The 23309-nt window shown below is 71.1% G+C and carries 22 protein-coding genes and 2 pseudogenes; 21 read left to right on the forward strand and 3 right to left on the reverse strand.

Annotated elements, in window-relative coordinates; genetic code table 11:
- The 12 genes from AB0C02_RS29825 to AB0C02_RS29880 form a co-directional block, all read left to right on the forward strand.
- Positions 1-1132: hypothetical protein (locus AB0C02_RS29825; protein ID WP_357552461.1), on the forward strand; the 1132-nt coding region annotated here is incomplete at its 5' end.
- Between the two features lie 10 nt (positions 1133-1142).
- Positions 1143-1721, forward strand: coding sequence for a hypothetical protein (locus AB0C02_RS29830; protein ID WP_357552462.1), 579 nt, complete (start codon positions 1143-1145; stop codon positions 1719-1721).
- Entirely contained in the window at positions 1721-2035 is a 315-nt protein-coding gene (locus AB0C02_RS29835; RefSeq protein WP_357552463.1) for a hypothetical protein, read from the forward strand. Before AB0C02_RS29830 ends, AB0C02_RS29835 begins: the two co-directional genes overlap by 1 nt.
- A complete protein-coding gene (locus AB0C02_RS29840) occupies positions 2032-3159 on the forward strand; it encodes a hypothetical protein (RefSeq protein WP_357552464.1) in 1128 nt (375 codons plus the stop codon). Before AB0C02_RS29835 ends, AB0C02_RS29840 begins: the two co-directional genes overlap by 4 nt.
- A gap of 9 nt (positions 3160-3168) precedes the next feature.
- Positions 3169-3915, forward strand: coding sequence for a phage baseplate assembly protein V (locus AB0C02_RS29845; RefSeq protein WP_357552465.1), 747 nt, complete (start codon positions 3169-3171; stop codon positions 3913-3915).
- A 10-nt stretch (positions 3916-3925) separates the two neighbouring features.
- On the forward strand, positions 3926-4327 hold the full coding sequence (locus AB0C02_RS29850; RefSeq protein WP_357552466.1) for a hypothetical protein: 402 nt from the start codon (positions 3926-3928) through the stop codon (positions 4325-4327).
- Positions 4324-4695, forward strand: coding sequence for a GPW/gp25 family protein (locus AB0C02_RS29855; RefSeq protein WP_357552467.1), 372 nt, complete (start codon positions 4324-4326; stop codon positions 4693-4695). The genes AB0C02_RS29850 and AB0C02_RS29855 overlap by 4 nt, the downstream gene beginning before the upstream one ends.
- Positions 4692-6185 carry a baseplate J/gp47 family protein gene (locus AB0C02_RS29860; protein ID WP_357552468.1) on the forward strand — a complete coding sequence of 498 codons (1494 nt, stop codon included), beginning with the start codon at positions 4692-4694 and terminating at the stop codon, positions 6183-6185. The genes AB0C02_RS29855 and AB0C02_RS29860 overlap by 4 nt, the downstream gene beginning before the upstream one ends.
- Complete coding sequence (locus AB0C02_RS29865; protein ID WP_357552469.1) at positions 6182-9280, forward strand: phage tail protein; 3099 nt, start codon at positions 6182-6184, stop codon at positions 9278-9280. The genes AB0C02_RS29860 and AB0C02_RS29865 overlap by 4 nt, the downstream gene beginning before the upstream one ends.
- A gap of 13 nt (positions 9281-9293) precedes the next feature.
- Complete coding sequence (locus AB0C02_RS29870; RefSeq protein ID WP_357552470.1) at positions 9294-9851, forward strand: hypothetical protein; 558 nt, start codon at positions 9294-9296, stop codon at positions 9849-9851.
- 23 nt (positions 9852-9874) lie between these two features.
- The gene (locus tag AB0C02_RS29875) at positions 9875-11788 is read left to right on the forward strand and encodes a DUF6519 domain-containing protein (RefSeq protein ID WP_357552471.1); all 1914 of its coding nucleotides are present in this window, start codon (positions 9875-9877) and stop codon (positions 11786-11788) included.
- Positions 11789-11808: 20 nt separating this feature from the next.
- A complete protein-coding gene (locus AB0C02_RS29880) occupies positions 11809-14469 on the forward strand; it encodes a vWA domain-containing protein (RefSeq protein WP_357552472.1) in 2661 nt (886 codons plus the stop codon).
- 254 nt (positions 14470-14723) lie between these two features.
- On the opposite strand, the pseudogene AB0C02_RS29885 reads toward AB0C02_RS29880, so the two are convergent.
- Positions 14724-15017: pseudogene (locus AB0C02_RS29885) on the reverse strand (transposase); the annotation flags it as partial.
- A 124-nt stretch (positions 15018-15141) separates the two neighbouring features.
- On the opposite strand from AB0C02_RS29885, the gene AB0C02_RS29890 reads away from it, so the two are divergent.
- From AB0C02_RS29890 to AB0C02_RS29910, 5 genes are all read left to right on the forward strand, one after another.
- A complete protein-coding gene (locus tag AB0C02_RS29890) occupies positions 15142-15609 on the forward strand; it encodes a VOC family protein (protein WP_357552473.1) in 468 nt (155 codons plus the stop codon).
- Between the two features lie 239 nt (positions 15610-15848).
- The gene (locus AB0C02_RS29895; RefSeq protein ID WP_357552474.1) at positions 15849-16112 is read left to right on the forward strand and encodes a hypothetical protein; all 264 of its coding nucleotides are present in this window, start codon (positions 15849-15851) and stop codon (positions 16110-16112) included.
- A gap of 185 nt (positions 16113-16297) precedes the next feature.
- Positions 16298-16768: a UPF0158 family protein gene (locus AB0C02_RS29900; RefSeq protein WP_357552475.1), complete on the forward strand. Its 471-nt coding sequence runs from the start codon at positions 16298-16300 to the stop codon at positions 16766-16768.
- A gap of 164 nt (positions 16769-16932) precedes the next feature.
- A complete protein-coding gene (locus AB0C02_RS29905; RefSeq protein WP_357552476.1) occupies positions 16933-17367 on the forward strand; it encodes a hypothetical protein in 435 nt (144 codons plus the stop codon).
- Positions 17368-17532: 165 nt separating this feature from the next.
- The gene (locus AB0C02_RS29910; protein WP_357552477.1) at positions 17533-18195 is read left to right on the forward strand and encodes a hypothetical protein; all 663 of its coding nucleotides are present in this window, start codon (positions 17533-17535) and stop codon (positions 18193-18195) included.
- A 38-nt stretch (positions 18196-18233) separates the two neighbouring features.
- Here the strand turns inward: AB0C02_RS29910 and AB0C02_RS29915 are convergent, their stop codons facing one another.
- A complete protein-coding gene (locus tag AB0C02_RS29915; protein ID WP_357552478.1) occupies positions 18234-19088 on the reverse strand; it encodes a hypothetical protein in 855 nt (284 codons plus the stop codon).
- A 204-nt stretch (positions 19089-19292) separates the two neighbouring features.
- On the opposite strand from AB0C02_RS29915, the gene AB0C02_RS29920 reads away from it, so the two are divergent.
- From AB0C02_RS29920 to AB0C02_RS29935, 4 genes are all read left to right on the forward strand, one after another.
- Positions 19293-20138 carry a hypothetical protein gene (locus tag AB0C02_RS29920; protein ID WP_357552479.1) on the forward strand — a complete coding sequence of 282 codons (846 nt, stop codon included), beginning with the start codon at positions 19293-19295 and terminating at the stop codon, positions 20136-20138.
- A gap of 259 nt (positions 20139-20397) precedes the next feature.
- Entirely contained in the window at positions 20398-21195 is a 798-nt protein-coding gene (locus tag AB0C02_RS29925) for a phosphotransferase (protein WP_357552480.1), read from the forward strand.
- A gap of 370 nt (positions 21196-21565) precedes the next feature.
- On the forward strand, positions 21566-22114 hold the full coding sequence (locus tag AB0C02_RS29930; protein WP_357552481.1) for a sigma-70 family RNA polymerase sigma factor: 549 nt from the start codon (positions 21566-21568) through the stop codon (positions 22112-22114).
- Positions 22111-23217, forward strand: coding sequence for a hypothetical protein (locus AB0C02_RS29935; RefSeq protein WP_357552482.1), 1107 nt, complete (start codon positions 22111-22113; stop codon positions 23215-23217). Before AB0C02_RS29930 ends, AB0C02_RS29935 begins: the two co-directional genes overlap by 4 nt.
- 7 nt (positions 23218-23224) lie before the next feature.
- Here the strand turns inward: AB0C02_RS29935 and AB0C02_RS29940 are convergent.
- Positions 23225-23309, reverse strand: a pseudogene (locus tag AB0C02_RS29940) (IS5/IS1182 family transposase); the annotation flags it as partial.

Consider the following 23309-nt stretch of genomic DNA (forward strand, 5'->3'; position numbering starts at 1 on the left):
GAAGTTCAAGGTCGGCGAGTTGGTCACCATCGCGGCCGGGTTCCTCGCCATCGCCGGTTTCGTCTGGCTGCTCGGCAAGGCGTTCCAGCAGGTCACCTCCGACCTGGAGAAGATCGTCCCGCAGCTGGACCGGTTCTTCACCTCGATCGGCAACCTGATGACCGCGCTGGCCCGGTTCAAGCCGGGCGAGATGGTCACCATCGCGGTGGGCTTCCTGCTGATCGCCGGCTTCGTCTGGCTGCTCGGCAAGGCGCTGGCCACCCTCACCGAGCAGGCGATCACCGCGATCGACCCGCTGGCGAAGTTCTTCACCGCGATCACCGCGCTGATGACCGCGATCGCGATGTTCTCCCCCGGCGAGATGGTCCAGATCGCGATCGGGTTCGTCATGATCGCCGGCTTCGTCTGGCTGCTGTCGATGGCGATCAACACGCTCACCCAGCAGGCGGTCGACGCGCTGCCGGGGCTGGCGACCCTGATCGAGAAGCTCACCGCGCTGGCCTCGACGCTGACGAACATGACCGCCGGCGACATGGTGACGATGGCGATCGGGCTGGTCCTCATCGCCGGCTTCGTCTGGGCGGTCGCCGCCGCCCTGGTCTACGCCGCCGGCCCGCTCGCCACGCTGAGCAAGCTCTTCGACAGCCTCGGCAGCGTCCTGACCACCGTCACCGACATCGCCGGCGGCCTCTGGGACGTGCTCGGCGACATCGGCGGCGTGCTGGGTGACGTGGCCGGTGGCATCGGCGACCTCTTCGGCGGCATCGGCGACGCCATCGGCGGGATCGGCGACTCGCTCTTCGGCTCCGTCGACCTCAACGCCATGGTGAACCAGGCCACCCTCGCCGCGGCGGCGCCTCCGCCACCGCCACCCGCGGCCGCCGGGGCTGGCGCCGGCCTGGGCGCGCTCGCCCCCGGTGGCGCGCTCGCCGCGGCTCCCGCCGGGGGCGCCACCAGCGTCGACCAGACCGTCAACGCGGGCGGCATCACCATCAGCATCACCGCCGACCGGTTGGAGGCCGACTCCGCCCAGCTGCTCACCGACGACATCGTGGCCCAGCTCCAGGCCCGCCTGGGCGCGCTGCGGTCCACCCAGGACTTCCAGGCCGGCGCGCGCCCGGTCAGCGCGTGAGGAGGCAGCGATGAGCAACCTGCAACTGCGCAACCCGGTCCGCGGCTTCCTCGTCAGCGTCGGCCTCGACCCGGAGATCCTGGTGCAGTTCCAGTACAACCCCGACAAGGTCACCGACAAGCGCTCGGTCAGCTACGCCACCCTCAACGCGCCCGGCATGCTCATGCCGGTCCGGCAGTACAGCGCCGGGGGTGAGCGGACGCTGTCGTTCACGGTGGTGGTCGACGGGCTGTTCAAGGGCCCCGCCGACGACGAGATCGACGTCGCCCGCGACGAGCGCGGCGGGATCGGCCCGGAACTCAACAAGTACCGCGCGTTCGTGCACCCGCGCACCGAGCGCTGGCAGGACGCCAACGGCGCCCCGGGCGGCTTCACCGGCCTGTACGCCGGCGCGGAGACCGTCTTCGCGGCCCCACCCACCTGCCGGTTCGGCTTCGGCGAGCGGGTCGTCGACTGCGTGGTCACCGAGGTCAGCATCACCGAGCAGCTCTACAACCCCGACCTCGACCCGATCCGCGCCGAGGTGCAGGTGACCCTGGCCGAGCTGACCCCGTACAACCCCGACCCCGCCGCCGGAGGAGCGATCTGATGCCGATCCCGCCGAGTTCCCGCTTCGCCGGCCAGCCGGTGCTGGAGGTCGTCGCGCCCGACGGCAGTCGCCGGCACGTCCTGGGCCTGCGCCTGCACACCACCGGCACGGCCGGCACCGAGTCGCACCGGGTCCGCCAGGGCGAGCAGATCGACCTGATCGCCCGCCGGCGTCTCGGCGACGAGCAGCTCTGGTGGCGCGTGCTCGACGTCAACCCGGTGCGGTACCCGCTGGACCTGACGCCGGGCGAGCAGCTGCGGCTGCCCGACCCGGGTCAGGCGACCCGGGCGAACCGGGCGAGGAGCTTCTCGTGACCGCGCCGGGACTGCCGGCCCGGGTGCCGTACCTCTCGGTGGTGATCGAGGGGCAGGACATCACGCCCTGGGTGACGTCGGTACAGGTCGTCGAGGACGACCGGCTCGCCGACAGCACCACGATCACGGTCAACGACCCGCGGATGATCTACGCGGATGCGCTGATGGAGGGCTGCGTGGCCGAGATCGACCTCGGGTACGCCGAGCCCGGCCAGCACGCCCTGCTGCTGCGGGCGCTGATCACCAAGGTCGAGCTGACCTACCCGGAGAACGGCGTGCCGCAGGTGAAGATCAAGGGCGAGGACAAGTCCATCGAGATGGGCCTGGTCGAGAAGAAGAAGAACTGGACCAGCACCAGCGTCAACGCCATCGTCCGCACGATCGCCCAGCCGTACCGCTTCGCCGACGTGGTGGCCGGGCTGAACCCCGACCCCCGGGTCACCCGGGAGAACCAGGACGCCAAGACCGACCTGGCGTTCCTGCAGGACCTGGCGAAGAAGTACACCGCGAAGTGCTTCGTCGAACTCGACGAGAACGAGCGGGAGGTCCTCTACTTCATCCCGGACCGGCGCATCCTGCACCTCAACCGGGCCGACAAGCTGGTGCTGCGCTACCGGCAGGGGCCCGGCAGCAACCTGATGACCTTCAGCCCGGCCTTCGACGCCAGCTACATCGACCGGGTCAAGCAGGTCCACGACATCGACGACCGCGGCCGGGCGGTCAACACACCGCCGCAGCCGCCGGTGGACGTGTTCATCTGGCCGCTCGCCCCCAACCTGGGCAGCCGGGCCAGCCGGGTCGACCTCGACCGAATCGACGTGCTGTACCAGGTCGGCGTGCAGGCCCGGGAAAAGCTGCAGCAGGAGCTGGCGAAGCCCCGACCGAAGACCGGGGCGGTCGCGGCGAACCAGCAGAAGCTGGACGACGAAACCGGCGCGCTGGAGTCCCGGCGGCTCGGCATGTCCGCCACCGGCACCACCCTCGGCTCGATCTGGATGCGCGCCAAGTGCAACGTCTCGATCACCGGCGTGCACGAGCGCTTCGCCGGCGACTGGTACGTCACCGGCGTCACCCACACGATCGACAGCAGCGGCTACAAGACCGACTTCAAGGCCGTCCGGTGAGGGGGGACCGTGGCTGACCAGTACTTCGGCAAGTACAGCGGCGTCGTCAAGGACAACCGGGACGCCGACAAGCTCGGCATCGTGCAGGTCAGCGTGCCCACCGTCTTCCCCGCCGAGGAGCAGGTGCCGGCGCGGGCAGCGCTGCCGTACGGGATGTTTTTCGTGCCGGAGAAGGAGACCAACATCTGGGTCGAGTTCGAGGGCGGCGACAGCAACAGTCCGCTCTGGACGGGCGTGCAGCACGTCCCGGGCAGCTGGGCCCCGGAGGCGGCGAAGAACCCACCGACCGTGCGCGCCTTCAAGACCGCCGCCGGCCATCTGCTGATCTTCGACGACACCAACGGCAGCGAGTCGGTCGTGCTCACCGACGGCGTCAACGCCCACCGACTCACCTTCGACGCGGACGGGGTGGTGCTCACCGACGGCAAGAACAGCCACACGATCACGCTGGACGCCAACGGGATCAAGGTCACCGACGGCGTGAACCACCACGAGATCGAGCTGGGTTCCAGCGCGGTCACGGTGCAGCACGGGGCCGGGGTGGCGAAGGTGACCCTGGAGGCGGCGTCGGCCAAGGCCGAGGCGGGGGCGGCCAAGGTGGAGCTGGGGCCGGCCGGCGCGACCGTCGACGGGCCGATCATCATGCTCGGCGCCGGGGCCAGCCTGCCGCTGCTGCGCCTCGGCGACCAGGGCATCGGCAACCTGGGCGCGCCCGTCCCGATCACCATCACCACCCAGACCAAAGTGATCGCGTGAGGGGTGGGCGATGACTCTCGGGCCGGACAGGACCACCTGCGCCACCGAACTGCGCGAGGCGATGCGCGCGCAGCTCGACACGATGGACCCGCCGCAGGGCGGCAACGTCGACAACCCCCAGGTGAAACCGAACTTCGACGCCCTCGGCGACGGGGTGTGGCGGATCCTCACCCAGGACGCCGAGACGATCAGCGCTGCCGCCCAGGACCCGACCTTCTGGGCCTTCCTCGCCGCGCTGCGTACCGAGGTCGAGCAGTTGCGGGCCTTCGACGCGGGCCTGCGTGCCGCGTTCGCCGCCTGGGACCCGACCCTGCCCGCCAGCGGCGCGACGCTCAAGGCGGCGATCGCCGCGCTGACCGTACCCGCCAGCACCCCGACCGCACCGACCAGCCTGAACGGGAGGATCCGGTGACCACGCTGCGCGGCATGGCGATGCCGTTCCGGATCACCGCCGGGGGCGTGCGGTGCAGTGCGGGGCCGCAGAAGATCGCCGACGACCTGCGCCACCTGCTCTCCACCCGGCTCGGTGAGCGGCTGCTGCGCCGCGGCTACGGCGGCGGGGTGCAGCACCGGCTCCAGCAGCCCAACGACCACACCCTGCGCACCCTGATCCGGCACGAGATCGAGCAGGCGCTGCGCAACCACCTGCCCCAGGCGCGGCTGACCGGCCCGGTCCGGCTGGCGCACGACGAGTCCGAACTCACCGTCACCTTCGACTACGCCATCGACTCCACCGAGGTGGCGCAGCGGGTGGCACTGAAGCTACCGAGGTCGTCATGAGCGAGGTACGCGGACTGCCCATCGACTACACCAACCTCGGGTACGAGGCGTTGCGGGAGTCGATGCTGGCCATCGCCCGGCAGACGCTGCCGGAGTGGACCGACCACTCGGAGAACGACCTCGGCGTCCTGCTCATCGAGTTGTTCGCGTACGCGGCCGACGTCACGCTCTACTACCAGTCCCGGATCGCCGCGCAGCTCTTCCCGGAGACCAGCGACGAGCCGGAGGCGCTGGTGCAGCTGCTGCGGCTGCTCGGCTACGAGCTGCGCTCCGCCCCGCCGGCCACGGTGGAGCTCGCCGTCGCGGTGGACGCCGCGCAGCCGCTGCCGGTGACCATCCCCGCCGGCACCGCCTTCCTCGCGCAGAGCCCGACCGGCGAGCGGCAGCAGTTCGAGGCGGTCCGCGACACCGCGATCACCGGCGCCGGTCTCGGCCCGGTGGTGGAGAAGAACCTGCGCTGGTTCCTCCCGGTCACCGCGGTCGAGGGCCGCACGGTCGACGCCGAGCTGCTGGGCGTCTCCGACGGGGCCCCCAACCAGCTCTACACCCTCGGTGCGGGCCCGGTCATCGGCGGCTCGGTCACCGTCTCCGTGGCCGGTCCCGGCGGACCGACCCGGTGGCAGGAGGTGCGCTCGCTGGCCACCGCGAGCCCCGCCCAGCGGTGCTTCGCCACCCAGCGGGCCGCCGACGGCCGGGTGACGCTGCTCTTCGGCGACGGCGTCAACGGGGCGATCCCGCCCCGGGGCAGCGCCCTGGACCCGGTGGAGCTGCTCGCGACGTACCGGGTCGGGGGCGGGCCGCAGGGCAACGTGCCGCCGGGCACCACGTTCACCTCCCCGGTGAGCGCGCTGCGCCGGATCGTCGCGCCGGCCGGCGGCACTGGCGGCGCGGCCGCGGAGAGCATCACCGGCGCCCGCGACCTGGCGCCCCGGTTGTACCGGGCCCAGGACCGGGCGGTCACCGCCGACGACCACGTCGAGCTGGCGCTGCGTACGCCGGGTGTGGGCAAGGCCCGGGCGGTGGCGCTGAACTGGAACGACGTGCTGCTGTACGTGGCGCCCAGCGGCCGGGTCGAACAGCCCCCTGAGCTGCTGCGCCGCGATCTGCTGGCCGCCTTCGAGCAGTCCCGGATGGCCGGCACGGTACTGCGGGTGCTCGGCCCCGAGCCGGTCGACGTCTACTTCTCGGCCACCGTCCGCGCCGAGCCGTACTTCCTGCAGGAGGACGTGCGGGCGGCGGTGACCGGGGCGGCGGCGGACCTGATCGCGTTCGACCGGGTCGACTTCGGCGAGCCGATCTACCTGAGCCGCCTCTACGACGCCCTGCAGAGCCTGCCCCAGGTGGCGTCGCTGACGGTCACCCAGTTCAGCCGCTCCCGGGACGGCGGGGTGGACGCCGACGGGGTGATCGAGCTGGAGCCGTTCGAGCTGGCCCGGCCCGGCTACGCCGAGACGATCCGGCTCGTGATCACCGGTGGCGTGGCGCGATGAGCCCGACGACCCTCGACCGCAGTCCCACCCGGGCCCGGGCCGTGCCCCGGCTGCTGGGCCGGGAGATCGAGCTGACCTGGACCAACCCGCCGGTGTCGGCGTTCGGCGGTGGCTTCCTGCTGGGCGTACGGGTGGTCCGCCGGGAGCGGACGTTCCCGCTCGACCCGGACGACGGTGTCGTCGTCCACCCCGAGACGGGGCCGGTCGTCGACCGGCTGGTCGACGCCGGCCTGACCCCGCTGACCCGCTACTACTACACCGTCTTCTGCTACGACGGCACCGACTTCCACGCCGGGGACGGCGCGCGGGCCAGCGCCCTCGCCACCGACGAGCACGGCCTGGGCGAGCGCCTCTACCGGCTGCTGCCGGCGGTGCACCAGCGCGAGGACCGCCCGTTGCGGCCGGACGAGGTGCACGCCCTCGACCCGGGTGTGCAGGAGGCGCTGCGGGTGCTGCCGCCGCACCTGCGCGGGGCCGGGCAGCTGCGCCGCTTCCTCACCGCAGCGACCGCGCCGCTGGGCCTGATGCGCAGCACCGCCGAGGCGCTGCGCCAACTGCACGACGTCGACCGGGTCGCCCCGGAGTACCTACCCCTGCTGGCGGCGTTCCTGGACTGGCGCCCGGACCGGACCCTGCCGGTCTACTCCCAGCGCAACGAGGTGCGGGCCGCCCCGCACCTCTACCGCAGCGTCGGCACGGTGCCCAACCTGCGCTCCATTGTCACCCGCTACACCGGCTGGCAGATCCGCATCGCCGAGTACGCGCAGCACCTCACCCGCGCCCACCACGCCCCGCAGCAGAACGTCTTCGCGCTGCGGGAGACCGGCACCGGCTGGCTGCCCGCCACCGACGCCGCCGACCTGCTGGGCTTCGCGCCGCCCAACACCGGCGCCGGGTCGGTCACGGTGACCGGCACGACCAGCGGGCCGTTCCCGCTGCGCCCCGGCACGGAGCTGACGGTCAGCACCGACGGGGCGGGACCGGTCACCGCGCGCTTCGCCCGGGGCGACGCGGTGAACCTGGGCGCGGCCACCACCGCCGAGGTCGCCGCCGCACTGAACCGGCAGTTCGTCCACCTGACGGCCACCGCCCTGCCCGGCGGGCAGCTGCGGCTGGACGCGCACGGCGGCACGCTTCGGGTCGAGGCCCCCGAGTCGAGCCTGGTCACCCTGGACGGGGCACCGCGCGGACGGCTGTCGGTGGTACCGGCCGGCACGTCGGCGTTCCGGCTCTTCCACGCCGTCGCCGACCCGCTCGGCCCGGTCGACAGCCGGGCCGCCCGCCGGGCCGTGGCCGGCGACGCGTTCCCCCGGCCGCCGGTCGCCGGGGAACCGGGGCACCCCGTTGACGGGCCGGACCCCGCGCCGTTCGTGCCGGCCGAGCCGGTCGGCCAGGTCCAGGTCAAGCCGTACCGGGACGGGCAGTGGGGCAGCTCCACACCGCTGTTCGCCGGGGGCGAGCCGGCCGCCGCCGCGCTGCCGCCGGCCGGGCCCGGGCTGCCGGAGCGGATCCTGCTGGCCTGGGTGGACCGCCCCGGTACGCCGGACGCCCGGATTCGGTTCAGCGTCGGCGCCACCGGCGACCCGGCCGCGGCCGTGCTGACCGGCCGGGCCGGCACCCCGTTCCCGATCCCGCACGGCTCGTTCCTGCTGGTCCGCGACGGCACCGGCCGGGCCCGGGCCGCGCAGTTCGCCGCCACCGACTTCGCCGACCCGGCCGCCCCCGGCATCGGGGACGTGGTCGCCGTGCTCAACAGCCGCCTCGCCGGGCTGCTGACCGCGTCGGCGGCCCCGGGCGGCGCGCTGCGACTGACCTCGGTGCTCACCGGCGGGGACGCCCGGCTCGAGATCGATCTGGCCAACTCCACGGCCGCCGCCGCGCTCGGCTTCGGGCCGGACAACCACCGCGCCACCGGCGACTGGGGAGACCGGATCGACTGGCGGGAGCCGCAACCGCTGCCCGTCGTACCGCCCGGCCGCCTCGCCGACCTGGTCGCCTGCACCGACGACGCGGCCGACACGGTGCGCCTGGCGTACGCCCGGCACGACGGCACCGCCTGGCAGGTCCGCACGGTCCGCTACGACGGCACCGCCTGGAGCGGCGACGAGGCGCTCACCACCGGGCCGCTCGCCAGCCGGGAACCGACCCTCGGGCGGGACCCGGACGGCCGGGTCTGGGCGGTGTGGGCCCGGCAGGGCGCGGTCGGGGCCGCCGGCTGGTCGCTGCGGCAGCGCAGCCGCCCGGCCGGCGGGGTGTGGGGCGCCGAGACCGCGCTGACCGCGCCGCCCACGCCGGACACCGCCGGTGACCGGGAGCCGGGGCTGACCGTCCGCCCGGGCCTGCCGCCGCTGGTGTTCTTCCGCTCCGACCGGGGCGGCGGCGGGGACCTCTGGTCCGTCCCGGTGGGCGGGAGCGGGACCCGGATCACCGCCGGCGCGCCCGCGGACACCTGGCCGGCCCCGGTCGACGTCGGCGGCACCCGCTGGCTGCTGCACCGCAGCGACCGCTCCGTCGGGCACGACACGGTGGGCGGCGCGGGCGGGCAGCACACCGGGACCCTGCGCCGGTACGCGGGCTCGACGACCGTCGTGCTCAGCGACGTGGACCGGCTGCGCCGCCGGCGGGCCTGGGACGACCTGGTCGCGTACACCCCGCACCGGCCGGACGGGGCGAGCACGGCGCAGCCGCTGCGCGAGGACGAGATCTACACCCGGGGCACCCTCGGCCTCTACCTCACCCAGGCCGCCTCCGGGCTGCTCGACGAGAGCATGGCCGAACGGCTGCGGGCGGTGCTGCGCCGGTTCCTGCCGATCAACCTGCGGGCCGTGGTCTGGCTGGCTCCCCGCGCCGACGTGGAGTACGTCTACCCGGCCGGGGCGGACCTGCTCGACACGTACCGGGACAAGCATCCCGACATCGACCACCTGAGCATCGGTGAGGGACCCGTCTCCGTGCTGATGCCCGGCTGGGGCGTGCTCGGCAGCGCCCAGCTCGCCACTCCCCCGCCGGCCGACCCGCAGGCCCGGGGGATCACCGCCGACCCGACCGACCTGACCAGCCTGCGCTGGCGCACCCACCACCCACCGCTGCAGTGACAGGGGACCGCAGATGACTCTCGACGACCGCACCGAACGCCCGGCGGCCGGCCTGTACGGCCAGTTCCGCGACGTCCTGCACGATGCCGACGGCGGCCTGCGGTGGGACCGCGGCTGGGTGCGCAACACGATCGTGACGGACTTCCGCCGGCTGCTCGCCGGTTTCGTCCGGGGCACCCCCACCACGGCGGAGTCGGTGCTCGGCCTCGCCGTCGGCGCCGGGCTGCCCGCCTGGGACGTGGGCGGCCCGCCGCAGCCGTCGCCCACCCAGGCGGCGCTGGTCGACCCGCACCCGCACCTGGTGCCCCGGGCGCAGCTGCAACTGGACTACATCGATCCCGCCATCGGCACCATCTCGGCCACCCCCACCGGCACCCTCCAGCTCAAGGCGCTGCTCGGGCCGGGCGTGCCGGCCTGGCCGGACGGCAACCACGCCACCAGCACGCTGCGCGAGTTCGGGCTGGTGGCCCGCCTCGACGGCACCCAGGTGCTGCTGAACTACCGCACCCATCCCGCCATCGCCAAGGACCCCGCGAGCACGCTCGAGCGGATCATCTGGCTGGTGTTCTGACGATCCGCGAAGGAGGCGACCAGATGGCCGTCATCACCGCGAGCACCTTCGATCCGCTGCTCGCACACGTCAACGTCCGGCTCCAGCAGGGTGTGCCCATCGTGGACGCCGACTGGAACACGCAGGACGACATCCGCAAGTTCGAGCTGCGCGCCTTCCTCAAGTGGTACGTGGGCGACGGCGTACCGGAGGGCAACGACGGGTTCCGGATCGGCACCGGGCCCGCGAACAGCTTCACCATCCGGGCCGGTGTGCAGGGCCCGAGCGGCAGCCTGCCCAACGCCGAGGCCGCGCTGCGGCAGGTCGGTCGGTTCATCGTGGACGGCCTCGACGTGTTCCTGCGCTCGGACGTGACGTTCGACCAGCAGCCGCTGCACGAGAGCCAGTCGGGCGCGGCGGCGCTGGCCGCCCGGCTCGGGGTGCCGGTGGTGACGAAGCTGGAGAGCCCGGCCACCGACCACCGGGTGCTGGTGGAGCTGGACGTCTGGGAGCGGCTGCTCACCCCGGACGAGGACCCGGGGCTGATCCACACCGGGCTGGGGGTGGAGACGTGTGCCCGGACCCGCCGCGAGTGGGTGGTCCGGGCGTACCCGGAGGCGACGCCCGGCCCGCACCTGCCCGGGCACTCGTACGCCACGCTGGCGGTGCTGCAACGCTTCACCGGGCAGGACGTGGTGGCCGACGGGCAGATCATCGACCGCCGCCAGCGGCGGCTGCTGCTGCCCCCGGCCAACCTGGTCACCGACCTGCTCGGCGTCGACCCGTACGACTACCGGGCCGGGCAGGGCCGCCCGCCGATCAGCCTGCGGGAGGCGATCAACGCGCTGCTGGCCGGGCAGCTGCCCACCACCGCCGACCTGTCGGTGTCGCCCGGCCCCGGCTCGGACACCATCCGCCGGGCCTTCGTGCTGGACTCGCAGAACGGGCTGGCCGCGTTCTGGATCTCCCCCCGGGTCGGCAGCGTCAACCAGATCTTCGCCACCCGGATCGACCTCGCCGCCCCGGATGCGGGCTTCGCCCCGACCGTCGCGGTGACCAGCGGCACCACCCACGTCGAGCCGACCGCGGTGCCGCTGCCCAACGGCGAGTTCCTCGTCGCGTACCAGAATGGGCTGCTCAGCAGCGCCAGCACCGACGTGGTGTTCAAGCGGGCCACCCTCGCCGGGCTGCCCGCCGCCCCCGAGCAGGCGCTGTCGGCGACCGCCGGCACCGCCGACGAGACCCCGTTCGGGGTGCTGGCCGGCGACATCGTCACCTTCTTCGTCCGGCAGGCGGCCACCAACACCTGGTTCTTCCGCCGCTACCGGCACACCGACAGCACCTTCGTCGACGCCACCCCGGTGGCGCTGCCCGCGCCGGCCGCCGCCGGGGTCGCCGGTGGCCTGCACGCCGCCGCCGTCGGGGGCGTCGTCTGGTTCGGGTACGTGACCACCGCCGGCAACACGATGACGCTGGGCCGGCTCACCCCGTCCGCGCCGGCCGTCTTCGCCGTCGACCACGTCATCGCGGCGCCGCTGGCCGGGACCGACCCGTTCGTCGTCGGGGTCAGCGCGTCGGAGGCGACGGTGTTTTACAAGGACACCCAGGTCAAGGTCGTCAGCGCGCAGAGCGGCAGCTGGCAGACCGGGGCGATCGTGACCGTGCCGGGCAGCGACGCCGACACCCAGCCGGCCGCCGCCCGGGACGCCAACGGCACCTGCTTCCTGCTGGCCACCCGGCCGGTCACCGGCGCCGGCAACGAGGTGTTCCTGCGCCGCCGGGACCCCGCCACCGGGGTGTGGGGTTCCGCGCAGCAGGTGATCTCCAGCCCGTCCAACGACCAGAACCCGCACCCGGTCCTCGTGCCCGGCCAGGGGATCTGGGTGCTGTGGCGCAGCGACCGGCCCGGCGCCGGCAACTTCGACCTCTACGCAAAGCGAATCGTGACCGCCATCTGACGCACCGGAAAAGAGGCAGCATGCCCGCCATCTCACCGAACAGCCCTGCCGCGTCGAGCTACACCATCTCGAACTCCGGGGCGTTCGTGGTCAACTCCCAGCTGGACTTCAACAACGTCCCGCGCTCGTTCACCGTCTCCTACCCGGATCCGGCCCCGGCCGGGCTGACCGTCACCCTGGTCCGGGTCACCGCGCCCGGCGGCTCGGTGGACCTGGACGCGCTGGCTACCGCCGGCACCGTGGACAGCGCGAGCATCGCCGGGCGCGACGTCAGCGCCACCCGCAGCAGCTCAGGCGGCGTCACGCAGCTCACCTGCAACATCCAGGACCCGTCGGAGGCCGGCGTCCTGGACGAGCACTACGAGGTGCGCGTCGCCGCGACCGCCGCCGTCACCTGGGGGTACGCGGTCGACAACGCGTTCAACTCGAACGTCATCCGGCTGGTCTGCGACCCGGTGGCCGCCTACAACGGTCTGCCGCCGAAGCTGCTGGAGAAGCAGCTGCTGACGGTGACCGCGCAGGGCGCGGCCGGTCCCGCGCTGACCCCGACGGTGGTCCGCAACACCAACCCGCTCAACGGGCTGGTGCTGCCGGCCCCGGTACCGACGTACCAGTTCGGTCATCAGGGCACGATCGCGATCCAGGGGCTGCCGTCGCCGGTCGGCACCAGCCAGACGTACCAGCTCACCGACGCGTTCCTCAACCCGGTGCCGCTGCCCGGCGTGTACGCGCCGACCCCGGTGACGTTCACCGTCGACGTGGTCTATCCGGGCATCGACGGCCCGGCCTTCCTCACCGGCCACGGCACCGCCACCACCTCGATCACCCCCCGGCCGCAGCGCGTCCAGCTGATCCTCGACCGCTCCGGCAGCATGGGCGCCGAGCACCGGTGGGACAACGCGAAGACCGCCGCCCGGATCTTCATCAACTTCTTCGGTGAGTTCCGCGACGGGGTCAACGCCGACGACCGGATCGGGGTGACCGTCTTCGAGGACAACGTCTGCGCGTTCCGCAGTTCGGGGCCGGCGGGGCCGCCGTTCATCACCGACGTGGTGCCGTTGGGCACCCCCGCCGCGGTGGCGGCCGCCGACCTCGGCGGGGCGGTCTTCGGCTCCCCCGGCGGCTGCACCCCGATCGGCGACGGCCTCTTCTTCGCCCTAAAGAAGCTGGAGGCGGCGGGCTTCCCGGCCGACGTCCGCTACACGGTGGTGCTGCTCACCGACGGCGACGAGAACGCCGGCACCATCAAGATCGGGCCCGGCGCGGACCCGGGCATCCCGAAGACCTGGGCCCAGGCCAGGCTCGACCCGGACATCGACCAGATCACCGGCCCGACCACCGACCTGAACCTGTTCACCATCGGGCTGGGCTCGGCGCCGAACTTCACCGTGCTGAACAGTCTGGCCGCCGCCGGGCACTTCGCGGCCGCCTTCACCGTCGGCACGCTGATCGACCAGTTCGCCACCATGTTCTCCCTGTCGCAGGAGGCCAACAAGCTGCTGACCCGCTTCACCCGGGTGGTCGGCGACCCGGTGCCGCCGGCCCCACTGACCGAGGTCTTCTTCGACACCAGCAACGCGCAGAAGTTCGGTGTCGCGATCCTCAAGACCCTCGACCCGCCCACCCCGGCCGACGTGATCGACACCGTGGAGATCGCCCGCTGGGACGGCACCACGTTCGTGGTCGAGAAGATCGTCCCGGCGGACTTCGAGGGGCACTTCTACCTCGGCGTACCGGATGCGAGCGCGTTCAACGGCGGCACCGCGACCTGGCGGGTGCGGCGCTTCCACGGCGCGGCCGTCAAGCCGATCGCCCTGGAGGACGTCTTCGCCTTCGAGGACCTGCACGTGAAGTCGTCGCTGGCGCTGGACCGCAAGGACTACCTGACCGGTGACGAGATGCAGCTGGCGGTGGAGATCCGCAAGGACTTCACGCCGGTGCGCGGGGCGACTGTCCGGGCGGTGCTGGACGCGCCCGCCGAGGGGATCGGCTCGCTGCTGGCCGGCCTCGACCCGGACGACGTCGCCCGCCAGCAGCGCCGCAAGGGCGACGGCAAGGACCGTCCGCGCGGCCGGGGCGCGCTGATCGACGCGGTCCTGGAGAAGTACGACTGGGACGGGCTGCCGCGCTGCAACCCGGACCCGGGCGGCCTCTTCGTCGACGGCACCGACCTGCTGCACGACGTCGACGGCGACGGCATCTACACCAACACCTTCGCCAAGGTGCACGTCGAGGGCGTCTACAACTGGACGCTCTTCGTCAACGGCGTGGACGACGACGGCAACCCGTTCAGCCACCGGCTGGACCGGTCCACGCTGGCGACGATCAGCGTGAGCCGCAAGGCCACCACGATCCGGCGGGAGACCCTGAGGATCGCCGAGCCGTCGCTGACCGCGGTCAAGGTGACGATCACCCCGCAGGACGACTTCAAGGAGCTGCTCGGCCCCGGCTTCGACGACACGGTCATCTGGGCGATCAGCGGGGAGGGCGTCTTCGCGCACGTCCGCGACCAGCAGCCGCCGCCGGTCAACGCCGACGGGACGTACACCCGCACGGTGGTCTTCAAGCGCGGCACCAAGCCGACGCTGCGGGTCTCGGTCAACGGCGTGATCCTGCCGAAGATCTACCTGGCGCCCGGCCTGCCGGCCAGGGACGGGCGCGACCGGCGCACCAGCGCGTGACCCGGCCGCGACCGGGGTGGCCGCCGCCACCCCGGTCGCCTACCGGACAGCGCAGGCGTCCGTCGGCGACAGCGTTCCCGCGCGTCGCCGGCGGACGCTGGCGTCGACGTCCTACCCGAGGAGGCGGTCGGCCATGGTCACACCCGTGCGGGCGACTCTGGCCGGCGCGCTGGCCCTGTTGCTGCTGGCCGGCGCGGCCGGGTGCCGCCGGTCGCGGCCGGCCTCCGCACCCGGCGGGACGCCGCTTCGCCGCCGACGTCGACGCGGCGCAGCGTGTGCGGCAGGGTGCGGGCGGCGTCGGCGATCACGTAGGTGTCTCGTGCGTCGGTCTTCGCACTACCGGGGTGGCAGGTCGGCGATGCGGCGCATCGCGAGTCCGGGCAGGTAGGCCACCTGGTGGCCGCAGGCCCGGGCGACCGCGACCGGCAGGGCGCCGATGGAGGCGGGTCGACGATCACGAGGACCCGGCCGTGGCGGGCAAGCTTGTCGAACACCTGCCGCAGCTTGGCCTTGGTGTTGACCAACGTCGCGTCGTGCAGCCGCTTGCCCTCCCGGTTCAGCGCGACCCGACGCGGTGTGCGCTCATGCCGAGTTGCGGGCGGTCACACGGTGACGACCGGCCTCCTCGTGTCGGTTGGTCTAGATACTGCGAACGCCTACCGTTGCAGAGACATGATCGATACGACGGGAGCACGGCCCATGTCACATGTACGCCGCTTCGACCACGTCGGCATCACGGTTGCAGACCTCGATGTCGCGACCGCCTTCTTCGTGGCGCTCGGCCTGGAGGTCGAGGGCAGGGCGTTCGTCGAGGGCGAGTTCTTGGAGACGGTCTGCGGCATTCCCGACTCCCGCACCGAGATCGTCATGCTGAAGTCGCCCGACGAAGGCGCCCGCCTGGAACTCGCGAGATTCGTGCGGCCCGACTCCGTGCCGGGCTCGCCGGCTGCCATGGCCAACGAGCTGGGATTACGCAACATCTCTTTCGAGGTCAACGACTTGCAGGCCACTATCGATTGGGCAGCGAGCGAGGGCTACGGACTGGTCGGCGGCATCGGCGAGTACGAGGGTGCTTGGCGGATGGCCTACGTCCGGGGGCCGGAAGGAATCATCGTCTCGCTGGCAGAACGCATCGGCTGAGCCTCGCAACGCCCGGAGCTGCCGCCGAGCGGGCGTCACGGAAGGCGATCGCGATCCCTGTGCAGAACGCGCGGACGTGCCGATGAGCGCGCACCCGATCTCGGTGCGGGTTGCTTCGGTGAGGACTTGATCGACGGACCGGTGGCTGTGGGGCACCATAGGCCCATGAGCTTCGGTCTCGTCGTGCTTGCTGTCGACCCGGGCGCGACCGATGTCGCGGTACGGGCTATGGCGGAGCAGTGCCGAGGCCTGCGTCACCCGAGGGCGAGCTGGACGAACGCATCGTCGGGTTCTACGAGAACCTCCGCGCCCACTACCCGGACTTCCCGCCGTACGATCACAACTCCCCATGGATGGACATGCCGCTGAATGTCGGCATCGACCACGTCAGCATGCATCTGAGCTTCAGCGAACGCAGCACGCCCGCGTTGCAGTTGATTGACCAACTCGCCCGCCGAGACGACCTCACCATCTACGACCCTCAGGGCGACGAGGTCACGTGACCTACGGACGTACGAGCGCCGGTGGATCCCGCGATCGTGGCGTTGATCGTGGAATTGCGGGCACCGGACCGTTGACCACCAGGCGGCCCCGACAGGCTGTGCGCGGACGACACAAACGATCTTGACCTACGGATTTGCCGCTGGTCGTGAGGCGAAACGCGGCAGAGCGGGTTTATGGTGGCCGGATGCTTGACCTGAGCAGACTGGACCTGGAGGAGATCGCTACCGTGCTCGAGGACCAGACCGACTACGAGCACCGATGGCTGATCAACCCGCAGACCGGCGAGATCGCAGTCTGGGCAACGGACGGTGGCATCGACGGACACACGCCCGTCGACCTTGACGACCTCGACCTGGTCGGTATTGATCCGCTGCCGTCCTACGTCTGGTACCAGGACATGGCCGACTTCACCGAGAGGATCAGCGACGCGACGGCCGGCCGTAGACTCGCGCGAGCCATCCAGGGCAAGGGCGCCTTCCGCCGGTTCAAAAACGAGCTGCACGACGAGTATCCAGCCCTACTGCCAGCCTGGTACACATTCCGCGGCGTGCGCGCACAGCGGCGGGCTGTGAAATGGCTGGTCGACAACTCGCTGCTCGACGACGAGACGGGCGCGCGGTTCGTGGCCGAGCACCCGGATCCCGACCTTCCCTGAAGTGGCGCCCGCGCCGCACGACCTCCTGGACGACGAACGCACGCATCTGCCCGAGACATGCCCCGCCGAGACGAATACCGAGCAAGCGCGAACGCGACGAGAAGGGCTGCCCATACTGGCAGGGCTGGTTCGAGCAGGTGCGTGGAAAACAGAGGAGGCGAGGGGTGGCCACCAAGATCGTCCAACTGTGGGCCGAGGGGCTCGCGCCTGGGTGGGACGGCCACTTCCGGGCGGATGGCTCTGCACGCGCTGTCGAGCTGGGCGGCGGAGCGAGGCTGGACTGGTTCGATCTCGGCCCGCCGCTCGACCTGGATGCCATGCTGGGTGAAGACCCCGACAATGTGACCCATGTCGACATCCATCGCGGTGCGGACGTCCCGATACCCGACGGTTCCGGTTACGTCTGCGGCGGCGACGGAGCCCACGGCTCCGAAGGCTTCTTCGCCCGGCTGGACAAGGATCGGAACCTGATCTGGATCGCGGCGCTGACCGACTCCAACCCGTTCGAGAAGGCGGAGGTACGCGGCCGGCTCGCCACGTTCACCAACAACTTGGGCAACTCGGTGACGGTCGATCTCGACCACCCCGACTTCGCCTGAACCGCCGGCGCAGCGGCAACGGGCGGGAGTAGGACCGGGTGCCAGTAGCGCCATCTTGCCGATTTCACGGACATGCCGCTGATGGTGCTGCGTCCGTCCCGGGGTGTGCTTGTGGTCCTGCACCTGGTCGATGGAGCCGGTTTGCCTGTCGACTAGGTTGGCCGGGTGGACGTTCAGGTTCTGGAAGGCGAGTTCGTTGAGGTGCCCAACGGTGGGGCCACGGGCATGCTTCGCCGTGCGTCTGGCGAGTTCGTTGGTCCTCGGGGCGAGTTGGCGTCGTACGCGTTCGGCTGGACCAGCGGGTCCGAGCCGCACGTGGGCCGGCTGTCGGTCGGGATCGGCGTCGGCAATCCGGGCGGCGGTACCTTCCACGCGGTGGTGTTCAACCACCAGGACGGCCACGCGTTCTCGCTCACCGACGAGCCGTTCGAGCAGGTACCGCAGGGCGGCCCGGACTTGACCGCGGAGCAGGCCCGCGCTCACGAGGACCTGCCGTTCGTGTGGTGGATCGCCGACCGTGTCATGGAACGGGATCGACGCGCGTGGTGGATGCGGCACTGGCTCCTGGGTACCCAGTGCATTCAGACCATCGAGGTCTTCGAACGCCGCGAGCCCATCCTGCTGGTCGAGCACGACGCCGATGACGGGCTCTGGCAGCTCATCGGTACCACGGACGCGGACAGCAGCACCGGAAAGATCGGACACCTCCACCACGCCGTGGACGAGGATCCCACCTTGATCGACGTACTCGCCATGCCGCCCGGGTACACCGCGCAGCGTATCCGCCCGGCGGCGGCCTGGACCCGCAATCTGGGCTACCCGGCCTGACGGCACGCGCAGACGCCGCTTCGGTTGTCTGCAACCCTTCAGCGGCTGGAGGTGACGTCGGGCGGGGCCAGTAGATCGTCGATCGCCGCGTGGAACTCTTCGAACGTCCGGATCTGACCAACCCGGTCGAGGTAGCGGCGGAAGGCTCGACTGAAGTGGTCGGCCAGTTGGCCGACCACCTCGGTCGCTTCGGCCGCTTTGACAGTGAGGTAGCTGCTGGCACCGGTACCGCGATCGTGCCCGACTGCCAGATCGACGAAGATGTCACCGGGCTGCAGGATTTCGGCCAGGTATGGGCGGTCGATCTGATTGAGCGAGGCGGCCAGAAAACCGGCCCGGGCTGGATCAGAGAGGGCGAACAGCGTGACCTCCGAGCTGGCATCGCCTGAGACGGCCAGGTCGAGGTTGGTGAAGTCTCGGAAGCTGCCCAGCCCGAACAGGCCGGCGAACTCGGCATGGCCGTGTTCCCACCGATCCGCCGCCGGCCACCGCGAGACGCAGGCCCGAGCGGGAACGAACCCGACATCGGCGGTATGCCACTCTGGCTGCTCAACGTCGACCTCGTACTCCCACCGGACCAACTGCACCGCCCCACGGTCGACGCCCAGAAGCTGCGCCGCCTCGTCTCGGTAATACGCAGGAATGGCGAACCGGCTTCGACCCGCGGTCAGTGCCCACGCCAGCACCCGCCATACCGCCAAGGCCTCCCCATCGTTGTTGTTGACCCCGTGACGATGCCACGGATTCATACCCGGATCCTCCGGATAGTCCTGCTCCCACAGTCCCGACCACGCCGGGCCAGGCAGATCCGCCTCATCGGCACGAATCACGTAAGAGTGCAGCCCACCGCGATGCTGGTGCTCGAACCTCAGAAACCGCTCCGGATCTGCCACGCCATCAGGATGCCGGAACTCACCCCGTTGATACCAAACCAGACCGGTGCCGGCTGCGGACGGCACACTCTCATGCCGCTGAGCGCTCGGCTGTCGGGCGGCCGTGGTCCCCGCGTATCGGGCGACTTCCAATCGCATCGTTACGATCATGGTCGACCCGGGGAGTGATTGAACACGTTGGTACGCACGCTGCAATGCCGCCGGATGGCGAAGCTTCCGGCTCTGACTGACGCGGAAGACCTCGTTGCGCTGAACGCCACCGTCGACGGCCGGTTGGTCGCCGTCTCGGCGCGCGGTAGCCGGCGCAACGGGCTGCCCGGCCTGCGGGTACGGGTTCACCTGCACGAAGCCGGGGACGGCTGGCGTCCGATGGCACTGACCGGTGTGACGATAGCCCCGAACAAGGTGGATCTGCTGCCTGACGGAAATTTCCTGCTGGTCCAGTCCCGATGCGTCCGCCGGCCGTTCGAGCCGGTGCCGGACAACGCACAAGTATTCAACGCCTCCGGTCAAGCGGTGCGGTCATTCCGGATCGGTGATGGCGTCGAACACCTCGCCATCGACGAGCCGGGCACCATCTGGGTCGGCTACTTCGATGAGGGCATCTACAGCGGGGATCCGCTCAGCGCCGGCGGTCTCACGCGGTTTGACGAGTACGGTCGGCAGTTGTGGACCTACTGGCCGCCATCCGGATTCGACCACATCGCCACCTGCTACGCGTTGAACGTGAGTGCTCGCACGGCTTGGGCCTACTACTACACCGGCTTCCCATTGATCCGGATCACCGACACGGAGGCAAAGCCCTTCCCGCCAGGCCCGGTCCGCGGGGCGCGGGCTGTACTGATCCACGACAACGTGGTGATCTTCATCGGTGGGTACGGCAAGCAGCACCAGCTCACCGAGTGCAGGCTACGCGACGGAATCATCGTCGAGCACGGCCCGGCCGCCATCACCCCGCTGAAGAGAATCAACCTCGTCAGCACTCGCGGAAGCCGCCTCTACGTGCAAACCACTGATTCGGTCTTCGAGGCCGACCTAGCTGATTGCTGATCGCTCGCGTGCCACCTAGCCGCTCGGCGGACGTCCTCTCATGCCGCCGATGGTGCGCATTGACTTTCTTTGTGTCCGTCGCTGTACGCGTGTCTGCGGTCTATCATGCCGGCATGAACGACCAGCCGCTGGCCATCGGCGTCCTTCGACCTCGCCCAGTACCGGCGTGGGGTTCGCGAAGGGCCTGCGTGGGCTTCGGCGCGACGGGCGTCACCGCAGACCGCCACAGGTTGAAGAACAGGCCAGGCAGGACGTTGGAATGATCGGGGCCAAGCTCGGCGCCGGCCGCGAGGCGGACGTGTACGAGTGGGACGACAGCACGGTCGTGAAGCTGTACCGCGCCGGATTCCTCGGGCACCGCGCGGAGGCGCTGGCCTTGGCCAAGCTGGACGGTCGTGGCGTCGCCCCGAAGTTGGTCGACGCCGTGGAGTGCGATGGCCGTACTGGATTGGTGCTGGAGCGTCTGGGCGGGGCGGACATGCTGTCGCTGCTGCAGCGGCAGCCGTGGCGGGTGCTCGGCCTGGCCCGTGCGCTGGCCGACGCCCACCTCGCGGTCCACGAGGCCCCGGCGCCAGGGGACCTTCCTGAGCTCCGCCAGGTTCTGGCCAGCCGCATCGCAGACGCCGTCCTACCATCGCACCTGCGGGACTACGCGCTGCGGGTCCTCGACGCACTACCAGACGGTGACCGCCTCTGCCATGGGGACTACCACCCCGGCAATGTCCTGGTCGCCGCCGATCGGGTCGCGGTCATCGACTGGCCGAACGCGGCCCGCGGCGTGCCGGAAGCCGACCACGCCCGCACCCTGCTCCTGTTGCGGTGGACCGATCCGCAACCCGGCACCCCGCTCGTATCCCGCCCGCTGATCACGGCTGGTCGTTCAATGTTCGCCCACCGCTACGCCCGGGCATACCGTGACCGCTCGCTACGGCGGCTACGGCAGCCGGCTTCCTGGCTGGTGGTGCAAGCTGCCGCTCGCCTCGCCGAGGGCATCGAGGTCGAACAGAACACTCTCATCGGCTTCCTTGACCGAACCCACCAACGGCCCGAGCGGTGAACGGCGCGGGACGCGCCGCCAGCACTGGCACCGCCCGCCATCCGGATCTGCCGCCGTCCGTGCGCGTCAGCCGCGCGTCGCCCTCACAGTGGGTGGTCGGCGCTCCGCGGCGTTCGGGCATCCTGAACTGCCGAAGAGCGGATGTCCTGATACCGGGCTGGTGGAACGGTCGACGCACCATGACTCCAGGAAGGTTCTGCGGCGGCCGCTGAACGATGCGAGGCAGGATCGGATCGACGGCTCCTACCGGATGGTTCTGGTGGAGCACTCCGCTGCTCCGGCATAACCCCGTTGGAAAGCCGGTAATCCTCGGCCCCGTGGTGGACACAGTCATCGGTGAGAGGGTGTCCACGACGATGGGGAGGGATGAATGGGCGACGATGCGCCCGACGAGGAGAGATTCAACCGGCTGTGGCATGAGCACGCAGCCGCGGTACTCGCCTACGCCCGGCGGCGGGTCGATGAGACCCAGGCCGATGAGGTGGTGGCCGAGACGTTCGTGGTCGCGTGGCGGCGGCTCGGTGAGATCCCGGTAGCCGCCCGGCCCTGGTTGTTCGGGGTGGCCCGCCGCGTCAGCGCCAACCTGCGGCGCTCCGAGCGGCGGTGGGACGCGCTGCACGACCGGCTCGCCGGGGAACAGCAGGGCGAGGTTCCCGGCTCGCCGGCCGCTGGGCTGGCCGGGCTCGCGCTTGATCGGCTGCCGCCCAACGACCGGGAGCTGTTGATGCTGCTGGCCTGGGACGGGCTGTCCCGAGCGGAAGCCGCGGAGGCGCTCAGGTGCTCTCGGCGCACGCTGGCCGTACGCCTCTATCGGGCGCGGCGCCGCTTCGAAGCCGCCATGAGGCACCTGGCCGAGGAAGACGGCCCGCTCCCTGCCATGATCCCGAACCCCGCGTCCGCTCCTGGAGGCCAGCGATGAGCCGTACCGAACAGCCATACGTCCTGCTCGCAGCGAACCCGGTGCCGGGTGCCGCCCTCGGCGAGGAGGAGCGGCTAGCCGCCATCCGTGCCGCCGTAGACACCCGCCGCGGCGCCGTCGCTCCGCGCGTGAGGCGGTCCTTCGTCCGCCGCCGCTTAGTCTTGCTGGCCGGCCTGAGCGCCGCCGCGGTCGCCGTGCCGCTCATCGTCGCCGTGGCCGGGCCGCAACTGTTAGACGGCAAACCCGGCAACCTGATCAGTGTGGCGGTTGCCGCCGACGGCTCGCTCTCGTGCGGTCCCGACTTCGAGGGACATGCCGAGCCGATCCGTCCCGATGAGGCTAAGGTGCGACTGTTCCCCACCGAACTTCCCAGTAGTTGGCGGCTCGTCAACATCTTCGCCCGTTCATCGACCATGCCGGCCGCCTGCACCACTCCCTCGCTGATGGCCGCCGACCTCGATGAGCACGACATCATGCGGGGCGGCGTGTGGGTGAGCGGCCCCGTAGACGAGATCACATTCGAGCAGGACGGGGTCGAGATGAGCCCGAAACCCATCCGTACCGACGACACCCTCAACGGTCAGCCCGCTGTGCGATTCCAGTTCCGCGACTCCTACTCGTGGCTGTGGACCGACAATCGGCGCAAACAGTGGCACGCCACGGTGGCCGGTTACTCCCTGGACCGGGCGAAGAAGATTCTGGCCGCGCTGGGCACTGATGGCGACCAGGTCACCTGGGCCGCCGACAAGGCCCCCGGGCTGCGGGTCCTGCACCGGCGGATCGGCCCGCCCTACCGCGCCGAGACGCCAACCGAGTCCTGGTACATCCGGCTCAACGACGGGCAGCGGGAACGCATCGTCAACGTGGAGAGCGGCCGGCTGAAGCCACTCGCCGCCGACCTCACCCCGGGCGTTCGACTGGGCGACCTGGTCGGACGGACCGAAATCGACTGGCCGCAGGTGCTGAACTTCGAGCCGCTCCCCGGCAGCCACGCCTCCACCGAGGTGCACGGCGATGCGGACGCTGTCCGCACCGTATTGGCCGGCCTGCGCCAACTTCCCGCCGACGATCCCCGCCTGGTTCAATACGCCATGCCTGAGTGAGCCATTTTCATCCTGCGTAGCGGTTCGCTTCGACGTGGTGCAGGACGAGGATGGCCTGCACGATTGCGGTGGCGCGGCGTGGGCAGCAGCGC

This window comes from Micromonospora sp. NPDC048999, from assembly GCF_040649295.1.
GTDB lineage: Bacteria > Actinomycetota > Actinomycetes > Mycobacteriales > Micromonosporaceae > Micromonospora.

Bases quoted from the DNA above. Each gene is read 5' to 3' on its own strand.
- AB0C02_RS29830 (WP_357552462.1), top strand. From the start codon at position 1,143: ATGAGCAACCTGCAACTGCGCAACCCGGTCCGCGGCTTCCTCGTCAGC.
- AB0C02_RS29850 (WP_357552466.1), top strand. From the start codon at position 3,926: ATGACTCTCGGGCCGGACAGGACCACCTGCGCCACCGAACTGCGCGAG.
- AB0C02_RS29835 (WP_357552463.1), top strand. From the start codon at position 1,721: ATGCCGATCCCGCCGAGTTCCCGCTTCGCCGGCCAGCCGGTGCTGGAG.
- AB0C02_RS29890 (WP_357552473.1), top strand. From the start codon at position 15,142: ATGATCGATACGACGGGAGCACGGCCCATGTCACATGTACGCCGCTTC.
- AB0C02_RS29930 (WP_357552481.1), top strand. From the start codon at position 21,566: ATGGGCGACGATGCGCCCGACGAGGAGAGATTCAACCGGCTGTGGCAT.
- AB0C02_RS29880 (WP_357552472.1), top strand. From the start codon at position 11,809: ATGCCCGCCATCTCACCGAACAGCCCTGCCGCGTCGAGCTACACCATC.
- AB0C02_RS29920 (WP_357552479.1), top strand. From the start codon at position 19,293: ATGGCGAAGCTTCCGGCTCTGACTGACGCGGAAGACCTCGTTGCGCTG.
- AB0C02_RS29865 (WP_357552469.1), top strand. From the start codon at position 6,182: ATGAGCCCGACGACCCTCGACCGCAGTCCCACCCGGGCCCGGGCCGTG.
- AB0C02_RS29925 (WP_357552480.1), top strand. From the start codon at position 20,398: ATGATCGGGGCCAAGCTCGGCGCCGGCCGCGAGGCGGACGTGTACGAG.
- AB0C02_RS29935 (WP_357552482.1), top strand. From the start codon at position 22,111: ATGAGCCGTACCGAACAGCCATACGTCCTGCTCGCAGCGAACCCGGTG.
- AB0C02_RS29870 (WP_357552470.1), top strand. From the start codon at position 9,294: ATGACTCTCGACGACCGCACCGAACGCCCGGCGGCCGGCCTGTACGGC.
- AB0C02_RS29860 (WP_357552468.1), top strand. From the start codon at position 4,692: ATGAGCGAGGTACGCGGACTGCCCATCGACTACACCAACCTCGGGTAC.
- AB0C02_RS29900 (WP_357552475.1), top strand. From the start codon at position 16,298: ATGCTTGACCTGAGCAGACTGGACCTGGAGGAGATCGCTACCGTGCTC.
- AB0C02_RS29875 (WP_357552471.1), top strand. From the start codon at position 9,875: ATGGCCGTCATCACCGCGAGCACCTTCGATCCGCTGCTCGCACACGTC.